A 19,885-nucleotide genomic window follows, 5' to 3' on the forward strand; every position below is an offset into this window, starting at 1 on the left:
AAACCTGAGACGTTAGTTTAAGTTATAACATCACTTGCAAAACCGAAGCTAAGAAAGTGGGCCCCGCTTTCTCGACTTCGGTTTTTTATTTGTTATTATATAAAATGAAAATAAAAATTAATAAATTTTTACAAAAGTGATAGAAAATGAGAATGAAATGCCAATAGTAAGTAAAAGCAGCTGCTAAAGGGGAACTGAGGAAGGAAGATGCATATGATTTTCGATTCTGAAGAGGATTTAATTATAGCTATGAAAAAACGTGATCAAGATGCTTTGAAAGAAGTGATTGATCAATATGGAAAATTAATTTTGTACATTATTCATAAATCATTAAGTACCCCTATTGAGAAACAATATGTGGATGATTGTTATAACGATGTATTTACTGTCATTTGGTTTAATATCGACCAATTTGATATAGAAAAGGGAAACTTAAAATCTTGGATGATTGGTATTACTAAATTAAAGACATTGGAATATAAAAAGAAAGTATATAAAGAGAACAAAATGGATAAAGACGTAGAAGTAGATAAAGGTATCCATGATAGTTATGAAATAGAACAAGAAGAAGAGATTATGGAAATAGTGCAAGATTTAAATAAGAAGGATCGATATATCTTTTTAAAGAGGTATATTGATAGGTATTCTATTGACGATATTGCAAAAGAATTAAAAGTAACGGCGGATTATATATACAATCGAATTTCTCGAGGGAAGAAAAAACTTCAAAAACTGTGGAAGGAGAGTGTGTAATATGGATAAAAGACTATTATCGATGTTAAACGAACTCCAATATTCAGATGAAGAAATTAAACGTTTAGAGCAAGAAGCGGATGCTTCTATAAATATAGATAAGTACTATGTGAGAAATGGTGAACTGCTAAAAAAATTAACTTTACAAATGCTTGAAGAGTCAATTCGCGAAGAGTTACAAGAAAATGAAGAAATTGAGAATGAACTGTTAGTAGAAGAGGGATGTATGGTAAATACAAAAGTAATACCGAATATTTATACTGTAGGTGCAACTTTTTACTATTATATCGTTTTAACAAATAAAAGATTATTGATTAAAGGGTTAGATTGTTACTTTAAAAAGGTAAATGAATACAGTGTGTTAATAGAAGATATTCAAGCAATCTCGCAACACAAAAAAATGAAAAATGTATATGGTATTAAATATAATAATAACTATATACAATTCGGAAGTGTAGAGTACGAACAAGAACTCACTAAGATTATTATGAAGTTAAAACAACGTGGAGTAAAAGAAGAGAAATATAAGGATTTTGAAAAAGGACTTTTACTATTTTTTAATATTTTCGTTATAGTAACATCAGGTCTTTTATTTATAAAATATTTAATGTGAAAAAGCGGCGTAGTAGCCGCTTTTTATCGTTTAGTTAATACTCTAATGATGAGCCTGTAGTTTTAAAATACTTTTCTCGTGAAGGAGTCATTACCCGGATTGCTAATAAACAGGAAAGGGCAAGAATTAATAATGAACTGCTTATTACAGCAATTTGAATTGAAATAAATTGTGCGGATGCTCCAACTGCTAAAATGAAAAAGATTTGGATGAAATTTTTTATTGAATCAAATACGCTATCGATACGTCCTATCATATGTACTGGGATGTTATTTTGATAAAATGTTATAAATCCAGTACCAGCAAATGATGAAGCGATCCCAAGTAAAATGAAACCACTTGCTGCGACCGTAAATGAATTTGAAAAGGCGAAAATCACATAGCCTATTGCTGTAAAAATCATACCTAAGCCGATACAATATTGAATTGGTAATCGTTTTGTAAAGAGAGAGACAAGAAATGAACCACAAACGTAAGCTGCTCCGGTTATACTAACAAGCATGCTATATTCTACATCGGATAAAAATAGTACTTGTCTTGCAAAAACAACTTCTTGTGAATCCAATGCCATTGAGACAAGCATTGTAGCTTGAAATAAAACGAATACGAGAATAATGTAAGTTTCAGTACGTGCGAATGAAAAAACTTGTTTCCAATCACTTCGTAACGTTTGTACGAAAGTATTTGCAACCTCTTCGTTTTGCTTTGTTTGTAATGTGATGTTTGGCAAGAAGTAAATGAGAATGGTAGAAAGTAGAAAGGAAATTGAGTTGCAGTAAATAACAAAATCGGCCGAGTATGTAGTGAGAAGTATTCCAGCAAGAGCCGGACCGATAATAAAAGCCCCATTTGTACATAGGCTATTCCAAGCATTAAATTGAGCACGCTCTTCAGCTGGTATGAGCATTGTTTTATAAGTGAATGAAGCTGGATCGAAAAATGATGTAGCAATACGAGTCAAAAAGATAAAAATATAAATTGCCCAAATAGAATCAAATAGTGGAATACAGCCGATGAGAACAGCTCGAATAATATCTGTGATGAGCATCATTGACCGTTTATTTAATCGATCTACTATACTACCAGACCATATTTTTGTAACAACGGTGGCAATTGGCCCGACAATCCATATGCCTGCTACAGCAGCGGGAGAGTTTGTGCTATTTAACACCATTAAGTTTAGAGCTATGAGGTACATAAAATCACCTAAACGAGAAATGCCTGTGCCCGACAATAATAATAGTTTATTTTTCATGGGTATATGGACCTTTCTTTCATTGTTTTTTTATCCCGCATTAACGGGCAGTAAGACTCCCACCTCGAAATTCGGTGAATACGAGGAAGTTAGGTGTGAGTCGGACTGCCCGTAAAAGCCCGATTGGTGAAGGCTAATAATCAGTGGGGATGGAAAAAACCCCCACTAATTAAAGTTTCACTTTATCCGGCAGGAAATAGCGTATTCCTCTTCTGAGGCTGATTGACGAGCGGTTTTGTTTTCCCAGCGTAATAACACTTGTGAGATCTCCCAAGTGAGTTGTTGTAATTCCTCTGGAGTTAAAAATAAATGAGATACAATATGGCTCCCTGTATTTGTTCCTTCAGTGCCCGCTTCTTCAATATAGAAGTGAGCAGATTTTGCTTTATAGTACTTTTCAATAATCCCCCGTTTTTCCTTTGTATCCACTAATTCAAGTAAGCCTCCGTCAAATAAAATTTGGATGTGATAGTGAACGCTACCAGCAGATTTATTTAGTTTAGTAGATACTTGTTTTGCAGTGAGTGTTTCGTCTTTTAAAAGGTGAAGAATTTGAATGCGAGTTGCATTGGAAATTAATTTTTGTTGTTCTGCTGAAATGGTAAGTCGATCGTCAAACATTATGTTAGCTCCTTTCTTATAATCTAAATTTATTGTACATTCTAAAAAATTAGAACGTAAGAGAAATAAATCGCCTTTTTCCTCTGAATTTCGACAAAAATAAAAATAGCATGTACATAAACATGCTATTAAGTGATAGTAGATTCTTCACTAAGTTTCCCGTGATAAAATAAGAAAAGCCATATGAAACTAACGAAAATACAGCATATAGCTAACAGGCTACCAATAATTTGAGGAGAAAATATTTCTAAAAGCCAGCCTGTAAAGAACATGGACAATTGTATAAGCGAACCATAAATAGAGTAATGAAAAGAGAAAACTTTACCAATCATATTTTCGTGCGTATAAGTTTGGAGTAGTGTTGTATCTAGTGGAATGATGATTCCTCCTGCTATACGCATACAGAGTAATGTAATGATACCGATAATAAGTTGATCGGATAGAATGAATCCGAGAAAGAAAATCCCTTGTAGTAAATAAGCCCAACCAAATGCTCTTTTCATTTTTTCTTCATTTTTAGATATATATAAGTTAACGAGGAGACTGCCAATCATAAGTCCAGCCCCTTGAACTGTATATAAAATTCCGATGTTAGTGTGGAAAATTCTTTCGGCATAGATTGTTAGAAGTAGCTGATAAGCGCCTCCAATAATGCCCCATGAAATTCCGACAAGAATTAATGTTAAAATAATTTTTCTTTGTAATATGTATGTATAACCATCTTTTATATCAGTAATAAATGCTTTTTTCATGTTAAAAGTACTACGAGAAGGGACATTAATTTTATGAATAATAAAGGCTGAAATAAAGTATGATAGGCTGTTCATTAAAAAAGCGATCTCAATACTTAAAGATTGTGTAATAATCCCACCTAAAGAAGCCCCCATAATAGACATAAAACCATTAATTGTACTAGAAAGAGAGTTAGCGGTTACTAAATGATTTTGGTTTACGATATTCTTTAGAGTTGATTGCTTAGCGGGCTCAAATAAGCAAGAAAGTACTGATAAACATATATTAGAAATGAAAATAATTTCAATTTTATAGATCGCTAATAAATAAGTGAGGACGATAATTCCTCGTAAAATATCGGTAAAAACCATAATCTTTTTTTTCGAAAAACGGTCTACAATTCCGCCTATGAAAGGGCTGAGAAGGAGTTGAGGTAATCCTTTACTCATAAAAGTGAGCGCTATCATAAACGGAGATTCTGTTATGCTATAGACGAATGTTAATAAAGCTACAGTATGAAACCAATCTCCAAGTACACTTAACGTTTGACCATAAAATAGTCTTTTGAAGTTTTTATTTGTTTTAAGAAGCCTGTAATAAGAAATTGACATGAAAAATTAAACCTTATCTATAAGTGATGCCTGTACTTGTTTTTTCCATTCACTTAAATACATTTTCTCTGCTTTAGGTAGTCCAACAGGTAATTGTGCAATGAATTCTAAACTATTTCCATCAGGATCGTTAAAATATACGGAGGCGTGTGCTAATTCTGGAAAAACGATTGGCTCAATTGGCTCCATTCCAAAGTCTTTTCGTGCTGGAATTCCTTTCTGTTTGAGCCAGTGTATCGCGTTTTCTAAATCGTGTAAGCTTACTTGGAAAGCGATATGTCGTAAGGCTGGATGATAAGTAACTTTGTATTCGTTTCCTTCCCAAAGGCCAATCCAACTTTCATTTTCTACAATCCAAAAGAAGGCGATATCTTTGTCTCTTTTATATAATTTTAGTCCCAGTGATTCATAAAAAGGTATCGAAATTTCTAAATTATAGACAGGTAAATGTGCTTCATAAAGACCTGTAATCATTATAATCCTCCTTAATAAAAATGTTGCTTATTCCATGGTAAACGATGTTTTGTTTATTGAAATCACTAAAAAGAAGGATATAAATTCATACGAAAGTATGAAAAAACAGCTCAAAGATGAGCTGTTTTTCGTATAGTTTTTAGTTAACATATTTTATTCATTTAGGGTTTAGCGAAAAGGATACGTATTATATTTAAAACCCTCCGCCTCCACCCCAACAGCTACATCCGATAATGATTAGAAGGATGAATAGCACGATGAGTAAAGCAAATCCACCGCCGAAACCAGCGCAACTACCACCAAAGCTCATGTTTTTTCCTCCTTTTTAGTAAATTAATCTATATAACCAATGGATTACTTTATAAGATATGTTTTTATTTAGAAAAGGAGCAAGTCTTACTTTTAATTAGACAAGAGCCTGTGATCTGATTTAGATATGATATTCACTTTGTTTCAGAGTGCTTTTTTGAAAATGGTAAAAAAATATGTAAGTAATAGGTGAATGTATTGTAAATGAAAGGGGTATGTAACTTACAATTGCATTAAAATTTGTAAAAAAAACCATTTTTTTATTTTTTTATGAGTGAAAATGTACTATAATTTTACAAGTAATATTATGGGAAAAGGGAGTTTTAGTATAGAGATGGAGATGGGACAACTACACAATAAAATAGAACATAAAAAGAAAGAGTTAATTCAACTTGTTGCTAGGCATGGATTAGATCATGATAAAGTTTTGTTATTTAGTCGAGATTTAGATATACTAATTAATAAGTTTATGAATATAAAAGACAAAGTATATAAGTGAATAATCTTTATTTTTTAATATTAGGATTATTTATTTGTGAAGGAGAGAACAGTTATGGAACACTTACAAGAAGAGTTGTATAAACAAATAAAAGAAGAAAAAGGTGCAGTTACTATATTCTTAAAGAGCGGAGTAAGAATAGTGGGGGAAGTAGTTGGAGTAGATAGATTTACAGTATTAATGTTAGTAGATGGAAAACAACAACTTATTTATAAGCAGGCAATATCAACAATTATGAAATAAGACACTCAAAATGAGTGTCTTATTTCATAATTAAATCGTTACTGTTTGCATGCTTCAACGTCAATGCCAGCAGCGAGTAACTTTTTTTCTCCGTCTTGTTCAATGATTTTTTGTAATTTAGATAAGAAAGAGTCAAAATCTGTATGTTTACCAACTTGGAAAGTCATTTTATGCTCAATTGGTAGCCACGTATCAATGTCAGCTTCGTTATGCTGAATTTTCACTTCAAGTTTATCAAGTGCGTTAGCAACTTTTGCTTCATACGTTTCTTTCGCTTCGAACTCCATCCATAAATCGTATAATTCTTCACCAAGAGAACCTTCTAGTGTATGTTTAATATTTGAAATAGCCTTTTGCTCATTTTTTTGTTTTTGTAATTGTAATTCACGGCTATTCATTGTATCAAAGGCAGGAATATCACCAGCTTCTGCTTCGACAAGATCATGAATAATAACCATTTTAAGTAATTTTTCTATATTTACTTTTTGATCCAAATAAGGCTCAACTAAGATAGCCATTAGGGACATACGCCACGTATGTTCAGCAACACTTTCTTGACGTCCGTTAGAAAGCCAACTATGTCGCATTTCATATTTTAGTTTTTCTGCTAATGCAATGACTTGCAAAATGTTATGTTCCATCGTGATCCTCCTCATATTTCTATACTATAATTCTAATATGGAAATGAAATGTGTCAATTTTATGAGTATATTGCGATAAATAGATGATAAGCGTATAATGAGCATTATATGTGAAAACGCATTATTAAAATAAAAAAATGTTTTATAAAAATGAAAAGGGAAGGGCAGGGCAGGAATATGGGAGACGAAAATCAAGTATTTGCTAGACCAGAAAGAAAAAGAAGGAAGTTTGATATTTCTAGCCCAGTGGGCATTATAGTAGGTTTCGCCATTGTAATAGCGGCGATCATGCTTGGCGGTGGTGGAATAAAAGCTTTTAAAAATTTTTTAGATGTTTCATCTCTTTTAATTGTTATAGGGGGAACAACAGCGACAATAATTGTGGCATATAGATTTGGAGAAATAAAAAAATATACGAAAAGTATTTTTACTGTTTTACATAGAAGAGAGGAAGATTTAGAACAGTTAACGGATTTATTCGTTGATTTTTCGAAAAAATCTAAAAAACATGGTTTACTTTCATTAGAAGTTGATGGAGAGCAAGTAGACAATCCTTTTATTCAAAAGGGGATTCGTTTAATGCTAAGTGGCTATGATGAAGATGAATTAAAAGAAGTGTTAATGAAAGATGTTGAAACAGAGGTGTATGAGTTAAGAAAAGGAGCGACATTATTAGATAAGATTGGTGATTTTGCTCCAGCATGGGGCATGATAGGAACGTTAATAGGTCTTATTATTATGTTGCAAAACCTGCAAGATACATCGCAAATTGGTACAGGGATGGCCATTGCAATGTTGACGACATTATATGGATCTATTATTGCAAACATGATTGCAATACCGCTATCTGAAAAAGTGTATCGTGGCATTGAGGATTTGTATACAGAGAAGAAGTTTGTAATAGAAGCAATTTCAGAGCTGTACCGAGGACAAATTCCTTCTAAATTAAAGTTAAAACTTGATACATACGTATATGAAACGAAGATAAAAAAAGAAAAACGAGCAGCCTAATATTTCAAGGGGTGGTATGATGAGCAAGCGACCGCAAAAAGGATCGCCTCGTTGGATGACGACTTTTACTGATTTAACGATGTTATTGCTAACTTTCTTTGTATTACTAGTTGCGACTTCAAAGCAAGATACAGTAAAATTATCGAAGATGCTTGAAAAGTTTAGTGATGCAGAACAAGTGGATGCGAAAGTAATGGAAGGTACAATACCAGATATTTCACATGAAAAAAATGATGAAAAAGCAGTTTCAAAAAAACGAATGGATGAATTGTATAAAAAGTTAAAAGCATATGTAGATAATAATGGTGTTAGTCAAGTGAATGTATATCGAGAAGATACAGGTGTTAGCATCGTTATAGTAGATAACTTAATATTCGATACAGGTGATGCGAATGTTAAGCCGGAAGCAAAAGAAGTAATGAGTCAATTAGTAGGGTTCTTTCAATCGGTACCAAACCCAATTGTTGTAGAAGGACATACAGATAGTAGACCGATTCATAATGAAAAATTTCCTTCCAACTGGGAATTATCTTCAGCGCGAGCAGCTAATATGATTCACCACTTAATTGAAGTGTATAATGTAGATGATAAACGATTAGCAGCGGTAGGGTATGCGGACACAAAACCAGTGGCATCAAATGATTCACCGCAAAATTGGGAGAAAAACCGGCGCGTTGTAATATATATTAAAGAATAATATATTTCTATTTTATTAATAAAATAATAAAAATACAGAAATTCTTTTAAAAAAATATTAAATTTTCTCGTTTTATTTTGTATAATGAGTGAGAATGATAAGGTGAAATATTAAGATATATTTATACATAAAAGGAGAGAACCGAAAAGAATGGCACATAAAATTTTAGTTGTAGACGATGCGATGTTTATGCGAACAATGATTAAAAACTTATTAAAAAGTAATTCTGAATTTGAAGTTATCGGTGAAGCAGAGAATGGGGTAGAAGCGATTCAAAAGTATAAAGAACTTCAACCTGATATTGTAACACTAGATATTACTATGCCAGAAATGGACGGACTTGAAGCATTAAAAGAAATTATGAAAATTGATTCGAGTGCAAAGGTTGTTATTTGTTCTGCAATGGGACAACAAGGTATGGTATTAGATGCAATTAAAGGCGGGGCAAAAGACTTTATTGTAAAGCCATTCCAAGCCGATCGTGTTATCGAAGCTTTAACAAAAGTAGCAAATAGCTAATATAGAAGGGGTGCCACAAAGAATCAAATCAATGATAGCGGATAGACGTGTGGCCCCCTTTTTTCTCGTTATAAAACACTAAATTGTTATACATAAATGAAATGTTTGTTAGACAGGTAGGGGATTAAAATGCAAACAGATCTATTAAATATATTTTTTGAAGAAGCAGAAGAACATTTACAGTCGCTAAATGAAAATGTGCTAAATTTAGAACAGAATCCTGCCGATATGGGTGTTGTAGGGGAAATATTCCGCTCAGCTCATACATTTAAAGGTATGTCTGCGAGTATGGAATTTGCGGAAATGGCAGATTTAACTCATAAGATGGAAAATGTTTTAGACGAAATCCGTCATGGAAATATGATGGTGAATGCTAATATTATTGATGTCATTTTTGAGTGCATTGATAATTTAGAAAAGATGGTAGCAGATGTGCAGCAGGGCGGAATGGGTAATATTGATGTTGTATCTACAAAGCATAAATTAGAAGCGTTATTAAATGGGAATGTAGAAGCTTCTATGGAACAAGTAGAGCAAAGTAGTATAAACAATGATGATACAGTTTCACATGAAGTATATATAACCGTCGAACAACAAGCCATTTTAAAAGCAGTACGTGCCATTATGTGTATTGAAGCATTACAAAATGTAGGGGATATACAAAAAACGGTTCCAAGCATTGAAGAAATCGAAGCGGATGCTTTTGGATTTGAGTTTACAGTATATATGGATACTGATCGTAGTGTTGAAGAATTGAAACAGGTGGTGCTTCACGTTTCTGAAATTGAGAAAGTAGAAGTGAAGCAAGGAAATATAGCTGAAGAAGGAATCGTACAATCTATTGCAGCAACGCAGCTGGATCCATCTCTAGAGGCACGAACTCCAACAGCTAGTACTACACCGGCTAAAAGTACTACAAAAACGAAAAATGCTAAAGTAGAGAATCGTTCTATTCGTGTTCAGTTAGAAAAAATCGAAAGATTAATGAATATGTTTGAAGAAAGTGTAATTGAGCGTGGACGAATTGATGAATTAGCAGAAACGATTCAAAATAAAGAGTTAATCGAGCATTTAAATCGATTAGGGGATATTTCAAAAGATATCCAAAATGTATTGTTAAATATGCGTATGGTACCGATTGAAACGGTCTTCAATCGTTTTCCGCGTATGGTACGTATGTTAGCGAAAGATTTAGGTAAAAAAATCGATTTACAAATTAAAGGTGAAGATACTGAAGTTGATAAAATTGTTATTGACGAAATTGGTGATCCACTCGTTCATTTAATTCGTAATGCAATTGATCATGGTATTGAAACTGTCGAAAACCGACGTGATGCCGGGAAAAATGAGACAGGTACTATTAAATTAGAGGCGTTTCATAGTGGAAATCATGTCGTAATTCAAATTACTGATGATGGAAATGGTATTCATAAAGGAAAAGTATTAGAAAAAGCGATAAAAAATGGTGTTGTAACGGAATCAGAGGCAAATAAATTAACGGATCGTGAAGTGTTTGATCTTATCTTCCAACCGGGATTTAGTACAGCGGAAGTTGTATCTGACCTTTCTGGACGTGGGGTTGGATTAGATGTTGTTAAACATACGATTCATAGTTTAGGTGGGCATTTAATTATTGATTCTGAAGAAGGAAAAGGAAGTACATTCAGAATTGAACTTCCTTTAACATTGTCTATTATTCAATCAATGCTTGTTCAAACAAATGATAAGCGTTATGCCTTGCCTCTTGGCAATATTGTTGAAGCCATTCGAATTAAGAAAGAAGACATACAATCGTTACAAGGGAAAGACGTTTTAAACTATCGCAATCAAATTATTGAAGTGAAACATTTAAGTACTGTATTTGGTGAAAAAACAGTAGATGAGGCGTTCGCATCATATGATAGTCAAATGGTTCCTGTGTTAATTGTTCGTAATACACATCGTAGCTATGGACTTATTGTAAACACAATTATCGGTCAAAGAGAAATAGTTTTAAAGTCATTAGGTGATTTCTTTGCAGAGAGCTCTAACTATTTCTCTGGTGCGACAATTCTCGGTGATGGACGAGTGGTCCTCATTTTAAACCCAGAAGGTTTATAATAGGAATGAAGGAAGCTCCCCACTTGTATACAATTGGGGAGCTTTTTGGGTAGAACTAATAATATAAGTATATGAAAACCGTCGTTTACACATATTGTGGAAATAAATACATGTTCACAATTCGGATGATAAGTTTGGTAAAATATAACGAGTGTAATAGAGAGTTTAAATCATTTGATAGAAAAACAAAAATGAGGAGGCAGGAAAAATGCCTGAGCAACACACAAAAGGGGATACTGGCACAATTGTGCTAGAAAAAGAAAATGAACATTTAACGCCTCAAGAATGCGATATTCTTGGTGAGATTGCTAATATATCATTTGGTTCAGCTTCGACTGTATTATCAACAATTTTAAATAGGCAAGTAAGTATTACTGCTCCTCAAGTAGAATTGGTAGATTTATATGATACAAGTGATGTTGAAATTCCACATGTTGTATTAAATATCCATTTCACAAAAGGATTAGATATGGAAAATCTTCTTGTTCTTCAACAAGATGTTGCTTTATCTATTGCTGATTTAATGATGATGGGAACAGGTGAAGTTGAAGAGGGAAAAGAGCTTGGTGAATTAGAGCTAAGTGCAGTACAAGAAGCTATGAATCAAATGATGGGATTTGCAGCAACGTCTATGTCGGAATTCTTCCAGGATACAGTGGATATGTCCCCACCTACAATTAAAATTGTGAAACTTAAGGAAGAGATGGAGAAAATCTCTAGTATTAATGGGAGTAACATAATTGTTAAAGTATCGTTTGAATTAAAAATAGATAATCTTATAAACTCTAAACTTGTACAAATTGTTTCAGTTGAACATGCGAAGCGAATGATAAATAAATTGTTACAATTATCTGGTGGTGTGGAAGAAGAAATAGATGAGCAGGCGGAAGTGCAGGAAACTGAGATTGTAGAAGAGCATGTAGAAAAAGAGCAATTAACACAAGAAGAGAAAGATGTGCTTGGTGAAATTGCGAATATTTCAATCGGTTCGGCTTCAACAGTACTATCGACGCTTTTAAATCAGCCTGTCACTATTAGTACACCAAATGTAGAGGCGATTAATGTTCGTCATTATGAAGGAGTACCGGTTCCGTTTGTTATTTTAAATGTCGATTTTGTTGAAGGACTAAAAAATGAGAATGTATTCGTATTTACGAAAGATGTTGCTTTAACAATGGTAGATTTAATGATGATGGGAACGGGTGAAATTGATCCGGAGAAAGAGCTAAGTGAATTAGAGTTAAGTGGCATTAAAGAAATTATGAACCAAATGATGGGGCATGCTGCAACAGCAATGTCAGAAATGTTTAAAGAAAAAATGGATATGACACCACCAGACGTTAAATTTGTTTCTTTAAAAGAAGAAATGGAATATTTGGGAGAGTCGATGGAAGTTGACGAACTCGTTCAAATTACTTTTAATCTTGAAATTGGTGATCTCCTTCAATCAAAGATGTATCAAATACTACCGATATCAGAAGCGAAAGAAATGGTTAGAAGACTTCTATATCCGATGGTGGAAGAGCAAGAAGAAATAGTTGAGGTAGTTGTTGAAGAGGAAGAAATTCCTGCACCAGTCGTACAGCCAATTGAATATAAAGAAGTCAAGCAAGTTGAGCCAGTATATATGGATGCATCTATTCTACAAAATGTAGAAATGAATGTTAAATTTGTATTTGGAAGTACAGTGAGAACAATTCAAGATATTTTAAGTCTACAAGAAAATGAAGCGGTCGTACTTGATGAAGATATTGATGAACCGATTCAAATTTATGTGAACGATGTATTAGTGGCGTATGGAGAACTTGTAAATGTAGATGGATTTTTCGGAGTAAAAGTGACGAAATCGCTATAAGGCGTCAAAATAGGAGTTTGAACAAATAGATGAAAAACGTAAAGTTTTTTCTAGTTAGTTGGCTATTCTTACATATATGTATATCTTTACCATCACAAGGGCAGGCAGAAGAAAAAAGTGTACAAGATCAAAATATAAGCGAAGTGAATGACCAAGAGGGAAAAAATAAAGAAGTTCAGGAACAGCCGGAACAAGTGGAAATGCCCTCGGTTGAAGATGAAAAAAAAGCAGTAGAAAATGAGCAAGGGAAAGAACAAAAAGAAGAAAGAACGATAGAAACAGACCGAGGGGTTATTACAGTTAATAAGCAGGAGCTAAAGGTTGGCGAAGAAGTGTGGATTGCTGTAGAACCAAATGAAAAAAACATTCAAAGTGTAAAAGGCATATTACAATTACAAAAAAATGGTGAGCAGTACAGACAAGAGAGAATAATATCTTTTGAGTATGAAGAAGAAACGAAGCGATGGATCGCTAATTATAAGGCCGGAATATATGATTTACAAGGTGATTGGAACCTTAGGCTCGTTGAAAGCTATAAAGAAGATGAGAAGGAAGAAGTAATAGAGAACGAATTAAATGTCCTGCTCATTCGTATAAACAATGAAGCACCAACTATAGATAAAGAATTGCCAAAGTTAGAGAAAGTTAGTATTGATGAGGCAAAAGGGAACTTAATTGAACGGAAAAAGGGAGAATCCGTTCATATACGAGTACAAACGGTAGATATAGAATCGGTTGTTAAAGAAGTGCGCGTTATATTAAAAAGAAAAGAAGACGGTAACGATATTACTTTTTTATTAGACTATAATAAACACGACATGGATTGGCAGAAAATAATTGAAATAACAGAAGCGTTACCTATTGGTCCGCACCAACTTATTGTGGAAGTAACAGATGCGGCAGGTAACAAGCTTGTGACAGAGAGTGAATATATCGTTTCTATCATCGAACAAAAAGTGAAAGATGATGAAAAGATAGAAGAGCAAGAGAATCAAATTGAAGTAGAAGATAAGAAAGAAATTGAGAAGCAGGAAGATCCGAAAATAGAGATTTCGCTTCCAGAAGAAAAACTTCCAGTTGTTCAAATTCCAAAGCAAGAAGAGAAAGTGAACTCTTATATAAAAGAGCCGTTGAAAGAAAAAGAGGAAATCAACTACGTTATAAAAGAGTCGTTAACAGACAACAAGGAAGTAAATAATGTGAAGGTTCATAAAGAGAAAAAAAGCGAAAATGACAATCAAGTCGTTTCTAAAAAGAAAGAGAAAATAGAAGAACAACAAGAAAAGAAAGAGGAAAAAAGTGAGCAGGGAGTACAAGCTTCTAATGTGTTTGCTGTTATGTCAGGATTATTTGTACTGTTTTTAGTTTTAAAGAGTAATAAAGAATGGGGCTAATAATTTGATAGTAGTGGAGGCGCTTAAATGGAAATTAAACGTACGACAATTGAAAATAAGACGCTACACCCATTAAAACAGCCTGCAGCTATTTCAGAACATGAAATTCAGAAAGAACGAAAGCGGAGTAACCTTGTGTTTACTGGGCAGCCCAAAATCATTTCGAAAAACAATGAAATAGGGATTTTGCTTGCAAGTTTAGGTGATGGAAAGATTGTAAAAGAAATGCTTTCTAAGGAAATGGATACGGTGTTGCAGTTGTTTTCAAAGTTACATATGTTGTCCGAGGAAGGAAAGCAATCGGAAAAAATATATGAACAAATTGTTAGAAGTTTACAAGGGATTATTAAGCAAGCGTATATAAAAGATATTCCGTTACTCGATGGGACGTATGATTTCGCTGAAGTACAGCTTTCATTCGGGCGAAAAGTACATATTCCTTTACTTGACGTAAGTGCTCTTATTTCTAGAGTGGAAAGTGATTCTTCAGAAGGAAATATAAATTTAATGATAACGGTTATTACAGCTTACATGACGAAATTGTCTAATGAAACAATTTTAATTAGCGGTACAGATCGTATTTCTAAAGAACGTGATGTGAGCGTGTGGAGAGCACTTGCAGAAATGAATATGACGCAATTATCTCATGCGTTGGAACATACGATTCAAGAGCATAAATGGTCTGTTACGGCTCTATTTCTCTTCATATGGGTTATAGGTATCATATTGATTCGTATTATATAATAAAAAAAGGTCGTCATTTCAATTATGACGACCTTTTTTTATACTTTTTCGTAAAAGAATGTATCAAAGCGCTGAAGATTGTAGCGTTCAGGTGTTAAAATTTGTTCAGTGCTACCAACGAATAGTACGCCGCCCTTTCGTAATGAACGACTAAACTTTTCATAGAGCTTTACTCTTGCTTCTTCTGTAAAGTAAATCATTACATTACGACAAATGATTAAATCGTAATTTGTATCGAATGACTGCATTAATAAATCATGTTGTTTGAATGTGACTTGTTGTTTAATGTTTTGGTGCAATATATATGTATCATCTTCTTTTGTGAAATGACGCTGTTTCAAATCATTAGGTAATTCTTTTAAAGAGCGTTCTGTATATTGACCGCGTTTTGCAGTTTCTAAAATATGGTAATCGAGATCTGTTGCTTGGATTTCAAAGCGAAATGGAGCTAGATGCTTCGATAAGATTAAAGAAAGTGTATACGGCTCTTCACCAGCAGCACAAGCGGCACTCCACACTTTTAATTTACCATTATTTTGTTCAAGTAGCTTTGGTAGAGCTTTCGTCTCTAACGTTTGCCAGCGATCTTTATTTCTGAAAAATTCTGATACGTTAATTGTAATATAGTCAATAAAACTTAAAAATAACGTTTGATCAGTACGTAAATGATTTGAAAAGTTTGTGTAATTTTCAAAACCTTTTCTCGAAATGAAAGCGTCGATTCTTCGGCGCATTCTATCTTGCTTATAGGAAGCAAGATCCATATTAAATTGTTGTTTAAAACTCGTGATAAAATAATCATAATCTTGTTCAGTTTTCATATTTACAATAGGCACAATAACGATATTGTGCCTCCCCCTTTACATCATACGAATTTTTTGTTCAAAGCTTTTTTTCATCTGCTTTTCATGTAAGCCTGGTAAATCATAAATAACAGCATCAATTCCTGCTTCTTTTGCAATGTCAACGGGAATGACAGACGTATGTTTATCTCCGTTATAAAAACAGAGAACTAAATCGGTATCTTCGATAATTTGCTTTACAAAAAACATATAATCTGATCGATAAATGGAGTCGGAAGGATGATCAAAAGCAACATACTCTGCTCCGTGTTTTTTTAAATAATCAACGACTTCTTGAAATTCGTCTGTTAATACATGTAACGGTTGCAGTGTGTAAAGGCATAAATTTTGAGCGAGCCTTTCATTTTCAATGAAAAAACGAAGAACTTCATTTTCAATAGATTTATAACATAATATGTAAATTTTATGTTTGTGAGCATAGTCAATTAAAAATTTTTTTATTTCTTCCTGATCTAATGCTGTTAATTGATTTGAACCACAAAGAAAAATATTCATAGATTTGTGCCACCTCATGCTAAATTGTAACATATCTTCTATAAAAAATAACTGCAAAATATCATTGTACAGAGTATAATTATAAATAACTGGATTTTACGATTAAGTTTGGAAGGAAATAAAAAAATAAATAGGTGATATATATGCTGCGTTCTATCTCGCATAATCCAATTTTATCGCATATACCGCCTGCTACTCAAATGCCGAAAGAAGCAAATGTCAGGACAGGACTTGCTTTTTCGGATAATTTGCATGCAGATCCGAAAAAAGATAAATTGTTAGAAAAAATGGAAGCACTTGTTGATAACATTGGAGAAATTAAAGAGAAAATCGAATTAGAGTTAACGCTCGATAATGTTATGGAATACAAAAATACTGTAAAATCATTTTTGAATTTTTACGTTGATAATGTATTGCAGTATAAAGATGTTATGTCTCGTCATCCGCGTTACGGATATTCGCAGAAAATGACGATTGTAAAACAAGCTGAAATGGGATTAACTGAGTTAGAAGATGTTATGAATTTAATTAATACGAAAACAGGGCATTTAGAAATGTTAAATCAAATTGGAGAAATTCATGGTTTGATTGTAAATTTAGTCTTGTAAGAAGGAAGGAAGCTATATGTACATACAATTATATGAAAAGCTCGTTATTATTCAAAAGGCATATGAAAATATTCAAACGCTTGGCGAACAAATATATGAGAATTTAAAACATAAAAATGTAAATGCAGTTCAAAAGCTGCAAGTAGAGCAATTGCAATACATAGAAGGTGTAAAAGGATTATCTCGCTCTTTTGAGGAAATGGTTGTTCAGCTTTGTAAGGAAAAGAAAATCGAACCTTTGCGTATGCGTTCACTATTTTTGTATTTTTCTCAGGAAGAAATTGAAAAAATGGAAGAATTACAAAAAAATTTAAGTGAATTAGAAGGAAATGTAAAAATGATTCTTTTGAAAAATCAATATTACTTAAACGTACTATTAAAAACTACAGAAAGTATTGTGGATTCCGTTTCTGAATACAATTTGGAGAAAAACAATAATTCGCAAATCTTTATGAATGAACTATTGTAAAGGAGAAGTGAAGCATTATGAGATTATCTGATTATAATACGCCGTTATCTGGTATGCTAGCGGCCCAAATGGGATTACAAACGACAAAACAAAACTTATCTAACATTCATACGCCGGGTTATGTTCGTCAAATGGTAAATTACGGATCTGTTGGAGCAAGTAACGGTCATACGCCTGAACAGAGAATCGGTTATGGTGTACAAACATTAGGAGTTGACCGTATTACAGATGAAGTGAAAACGAAGCAATTTAATGATCAGTTGTCACAGTTCTCTTACTACGCATATATGAATTCTACTTTATCACGAGTAGAGTCTATGGTAGGAACGACAGGGAAAAATTCATTATCTAGTTTAATGGATGGATTCTTCAATGCTTTTCGTGAAGTTGCAAAAAATCCAGAACAACCAAACTACTACGATACATTAGTTTCTGAAACTGGGAAGTTCACAAGTCAGATAAATCGTCTTGCGAAAAACTTAGATACAGCAGAAGCACAGACGACAGAAGATATTGAAGCACATGTGAATGAATTTAATCGTCTTGGTGCTAGTTTAGCAGAGGCGAATAAAAAAATTGGACAAGCAGGGACACAAGTACCTAATCAACTATTAGACGAACGTGATCGCATCGTTACAGAGATGTCTAAGTATGCCAATATTGAAGTATCTTATGAATCTATGAATCCTAATATCGCGAGTGTTAGAATGAATGGTGTTTTAACAGTAAATGGACAAGATACATATCCACTTCAATTAAATAAAGAAAAAGAACCAATGTCTGTTGCGATTTATGGATCGGATATTCCTTTAAATGGTGGAGCAATTCAATCAGCGATAGATACGAAAGCGAAGATTGCTAGTTATAAGAAAAACCTTGAAGAATTAATGAGTTCTGTAAAAGGTCAAGTGAATACAGTGATGGGAAAAGATTTCTTCGTTGGAGATCATGCGAAAGATATTCAGTTAAACCCTGAATTCGCAAAAGATGTTTCGAAAATGAAAATCTCTGCTGAAACAGCAAATAAACTAGCAGGAATTACAGAGGGAGATTATAAAGAAGGTCTTTCTTATAAACAAGCATTAGACCAATTTATAGTTGGTGTAGCTTCTGATAAAAGTGCAGTGAATGCTTATCAAAACATTCATAAAGATTTATTAGAAGGTATTCAGGAAGAAAAGATGAGTATAGAAGGCGTTAATATGGAAGAGGAAATGGTTAATTTAATGGCCTTCCAAAAATATTTTGTCGCAAACTCTAAAGCTATTACGACGATGAATGAAGTGTTTGATAGTTTGTTTTCGATTATTAGATAACACGTAATAGAAAAGGAAAAGCTCTTTCTTTTATGATGGAAGAGAGTATCCGCCGAAGGGTAGAAGCGGACCAAGCCTTTAAGTGGACCAAGCCGTGTAAGACCAGAGATATGAGATGGTGGAAGGGAATAGCCGTACATAGTTGCGGTTTCTTCTTCGCGCCAATTCAAATATAGATAAAGGAGAAGATAGAGATGAGAGTATCTACATTTCAAAATGCAAATTGGGCAAAGAATCAGATGATGGATTTGAATGTGCAACAGCAATATCATCGAAATCAAGTAACTTCTGGGAAGAAAAATCTTCTTATGAGCGAAGACCCACTTGCGGCAAGTAAATCATTTGCGATTCAACATTCGCTAGCAAATATTGAACAAATGCAAAAAGATTTAGCGGATTCGAAAAATGTACTAACACAAACTGAAAATACTTTACAAGGTGTTTTTAAATCTTTAACAAGAGCGGATCAATTAACAGTACAAGCGCTAAATGGGACGAATAGTGAAAAAGAATTGAAGGCAATCGGTGCAGAGATTGATCAAATTTTAAAACAAGTTGTATATTTAGCGAATACGAAAGAGCAAGGCCGTTATATTTTCGGTGGTGATAGCGCTGAACAAGTTCCATTCACAGAAGATGGTACGTATCAAGGTGGAAAAAATGATGTGAACTGGCAACTAAATGATGGCTATGAATTAAAAGCATTTCGTAACGGAGAAGAATTATTATCACCAGTTATAAAAACGTTAAAACAGATGAGTGAAGCGCTGAATAACGGTGATCAAAAAGCTTTGCAACCATTATTAGGAGAAAATAAGAAAAACTTAGATAGCATCATTAACCGCACAACTGAAGTTGGTTCAACAATGAACACAATGGAGACGTTTAAAACGATTTTAAGCGAGCAAAATTTAGCACTTCAAGAAAACCGTAAAGAAATTGAAGATGTTGATTTAGCGGTAGCAATTTCTGACCTAGCGTATATTAATGCAACTTATGAAGCAACGCTTAAAGCAGTTAGTACGATGAGTAAAACGAGCATTTTAGATTACATGTAAACAAT

The 19,885-nt window shown here is 33.4% G+C and carries 23 protein-coding genes; 15 read left to right on the forward strand and 8 right to left on the reverse strand.

Annotated features, from left to right (window positions below; all coding sequences use genetic code 11):
- Window positions 1-207: 207 nt before the first annotated feature.
- Window positions 208-753 carry a sigma-70 family RNA polymerase sigma factor gene (locus FT637_RS08925; protein WP_193645953.1) on the forward strand — a complete coding sequence of 182 codons (546 nt, stop codon included), beginning with the start codon at window positions 208-210 and terminating at the stop codon, window positions 751-753.
- Window position 754: 1 nt separating this feature from the next.
- Complete coding sequence (locus tag FT637_RS08930) at window positions 755-1,366, forward strand: flagellar motor switch protein FliG (protein ID WP_193645954.1); 612 nt, start codon at window positions 755-757, stop codon at window positions 1,364-1,366.
- A 34-nt stretch (window positions 1,367-1,400) separates the two neighbouring features.
- Here the strand turns inward: FT637_RS08930 and FT637_RS08935 are convergent, their stop codons facing one another.
- The 5 genes from FT637_RS08935 to FT637_RS08955 all read right to left on the reverse strand — a co-directional run bounded on the left by FT637_RS08935 (window position 1,401) and on the right by FT637_RS08955 (window position 5,369).
- Window positions 1,401-2,621 carry an MFS transporter gene (locus FT637_RS08935; RefSeq protein WP_193645955.1) on the reverse strand — a complete coding sequence of 407 codons (1,221 nt, stop codon included), beginning with the start codon at window positions 2,619-2,621 and terminating at the stop codon, window positions 1,401-1,403.
- Between the two features lie 177 nt (window positions 2,622-2,798).
- Window positions 2,799-3,242: an ArsR/SmtB family transcription factor gene (locus tag FT637_RS08940; protein ID WP_193645956.1), complete on the reverse strand. Its 444-nt coding sequence runs from the start codon at window positions 3,240-3,242 to the stop codon at window positions 2,799-2,801.
- 128 nt (window positions 3,243-3,370) lie between these two features.
- Window positions 3,371-4,585, reverse strand: a complete 1,215-nt coding sequence (locus FT637_RS08945) for an MFS transporter (RefSeq protein WP_193645957.1) — start codon at window positions 4,583-4,585, stop codon at window positions 3,371-3,373.
- A 6-nt stretch (window positions 4,586-4,591) separates the two neighbouring features.
- Window positions 4,592-5,059 carry a VOC family protein gene (locus tag FT637_RS08950; protein WP_193645958.1) on the reverse strand — a complete coding sequence of 156 codons (468 nt, stop codon included), beginning with the start codon at window positions 5,057-5,059 and terminating at the stop codon, window positions 4,592-4,594.
- Between the two features lie 193 nt (window positions 5,060-5,252).
- On the reverse strand, window positions 5,253-5,369 hold the full coding sequence (locus FT637_RS08955) for a YjcZ family sporulation protein (protein ID WP_000007805.1): 117 nt from the start codon (window positions 5,367-5,369) through the stop codon (window positions 5,253-5,255).
- Window positions 5,370-5,648: 279 nt separating this feature from the next.
- Here FT637_RS08955 and FT637_RS08960 point away from each other — a divergent pair, with 279 nt between their 5' ends.
- Together FT637_RS08960 and hfq are read left to right on the forward strand one after the other, a co-directional pair.
- Window positions 5,649-5,867, forward strand: coding sequence for an aspartyl-phosphate phosphatase Spo0E family protein (locus tag FT637_RS08960; protein ID WP_033658168.1), 219 nt, complete (start codon window positions 5,649-5,651; stop codon window positions 5,865-5,867).
- 54 nt (window positions 5,868-5,921) lie between these two features.
- Window positions 5,922-6,110, forward strand: a complete 189-nt coding sequence (gene hfq / locus FT637_RS08965) for an RNA chaperone Hfq (RefSeq protein WP_000400656.1) — start codon at window positions 5,922-5,924, stop codon at window positions 6,108-6,110.
- 38 nt (window positions 6,111-6,148) lie between these two features.
- On the opposite strand, the gene FT637_RS08970 is transcribed toward hfq, so the two are convergent.
- On the reverse strand, window positions 6,149-6,751 hold the full coding sequence (locus FT637_RS08970) for an HD domain-containing protein (RefSeq protein ID WP_193645959.1): 603 nt from the start codon (window positions 6,749-6,751) through the stop codon (window positions 6,149-6,151).
- Between the two features lie 177 nt (window positions 6,752-6,928).
- Between FT637_RS08970 and FT637_RS08975 the strand changes: the two genes are divergently transcribed.
- The 7 genes from FT637_RS08975 to FT637_RS09005 all read left to right on the forward strand — a co-directional run bounded on the left by FT637_RS08975 (window position 6,929) and on the right by FT637_RS09005 (window position 15,071).
- The gene (locus FT637_RS08975; RefSeq protein ID WP_193645960.1) at window positions 6,929-7,762 is read left to right on the forward strand and encodes a flagellar motor protein MotP; all 834 of its coding nucleotides are present in this window, start codon (window positions 6,929-6,931) and stop codon (window positions 7,760-7,762) included.
- A gap of 19 nt (window positions 7,763-7,781) precedes the next feature.
- Window positions 7,782-8,459: an OmpA family protein gene (locus FT637_RS08980; protein WP_193645961.1), complete on the forward strand. Its 678-nt coding sequence runs from the start codon at window positions 7,782-7,784 to the stop codon at window positions 8,457-8,459.
- Window positions 8,460-8,609: 150 nt separating this feature from the next.
- Window positions 8,610-8,978: a response regulator gene (locus FT637_RS08985; RefSeq protein WP_000940577.1), complete on the forward strand. Its 369-nt coding sequence runs from the start codon at window positions 8,610-8,612 to the stop codon at window positions 8,976-8,978.
- 129 nt (window positions 8,979-9,107) lie between these two features.
- On the forward strand, window positions 9,108-11,078 hold the full coding sequence (locus tag FT637_RS08990; RefSeq protein ID WP_193645962.1) for a chemotaxis protein CheW: 1,971 nt from the start codon (window positions 9,108-9,110) through the stop codon (window positions 11,076-11,078).
- A 208-nt stretch (window positions 11,079-11,286) separates the two neighbouring features.
- The gene (locus FT637_RS08995; RefSeq protein ID WP_193645963.1) at window positions 11,287-12,933 is read left to right on the forward strand and encodes a flagellar motor switch protein; all 1,647 of its coding nucleotides are present in this window, start codon (window positions 11,287-11,289) and stop codon (window positions 12,931-12,933) included.
- A gap of 29 nt (window positions 12,934-12,962) precedes the next feature.
- Window positions 12,963-14,327 (forward strand): transglycosylase, encoded by a 1,365-nt coding sequence (locus tag FT637_RS09000; RefSeq protein ID WP_193645964.1) that lies wholly within the window; start codon window positions 12,963-12,965, stop codon window positions 14,325-14,327.
- A gap of 27 nt (window positions 14,328-14,354) precedes the next feature.
- Window positions 14,355-15,071, forward strand: a complete 717-nt coding sequence (locus tag FT637_RS09005; RefSeq protein ID WP_193645965.1) for a hypothetical protein — start codon at window positions 14,355-14,357, stop codon at window positions 15,069-15,071.
- A gap of 38 nt (window positions 15,072-15,109) precedes the next feature.
- Here FT637_RS09005 and FT637_RS09010 read toward each other — a convergent pair whose 3' ends face one another.
- A complete protein-coding gene (locus FT637_RS09010) occupies window positions 15,110-15,892 on the reverse strand; it encodes a CheR family methyltransferase (RefSeq protein WP_193645966.1) in 783 nt (260 codons plus the stop codon).
- 39 nt (window positions 15,893-15,931) lie between these two features.
- Window positions 15,932-16,429 carry a flagellar motor switch protein FliG gene (locus tag FT637_RS09015; RefSeq protein ID WP_193645967.1) on the reverse strand — a complete coding sequence of 166 codons (498 nt, stop codon included), beginning with the start codon at window positions 16,427-16,429 and terminating at the stop codon, window positions 15,932-15,934.
- A gap of 143 nt (window positions 16,430-16,572) precedes the next feature.
- Between FT637_RS09015 and FT637_RS09020 the strand changes: the two genes are divergently transcribed.
- From FT637_RS09020 to FT637_RS09035, 4 genes are all read left to right on the forward strand, one after another.
- Window positions 16,573-17,037 (forward strand): YaaR family protein, encoded by a 465-nt coding sequence (locus tag FT637_RS09020; protein ID WP_193645968.1) that lies wholly within the window; start codon window positions 16,573-16,575, stop codon window positions 17,035-17,037.
- A 16-nt stretch (window positions 17,038-17,053) separates the two neighbouring features.
- On the forward strand, window positions 17,054-17,506 hold the full coding sequence (locus FT637_RS09025; protein ID WP_113770054.1) for a hypothetical protein: 453 nt from the start codon (window positions 17,054-17,056) through the stop codon (window positions 17,504-17,506).
- Between the two features lie 17 nt (window positions 17,507-17,523).
- On the forward strand, window positions 17,524-18,822 hold the full coding sequence (gene flgK / locus FT637_RS09030) for a flagellar hook-associated protein FlgK (protein ID WP_002168744.1): 1,299 nt from the start codon (window positions 17,524-17,526) through the stop codon (window positions 18,820-18,822).
- 194 nt (window positions 18,823-19,016) lie between these two features.
- Window positions 19,017-19,880 carry a flagellar hook-associated protein 3 gene (locus FT637_RS09035; protein ID WP_002149158.1) on the forward strand — a complete coding sequence of 288 codons (864 nt, stop codon included), beginning with the start codon at window positions 19,017-19,019 and terminating at the stop codon, window positions 19,878-19,880.
- Window positions 19,881-19,885: the final 5 nt, after the last annotated feature.

Source organism: Bacillus cereus (assembly GCF_015071065.1).
Taxonomy (GTDB): Bacteria; Bacillota; Bacilli; order Bacillales; family Bacillaceae_G; genus Bacillus_A; species Bacillus_A cereus_BA.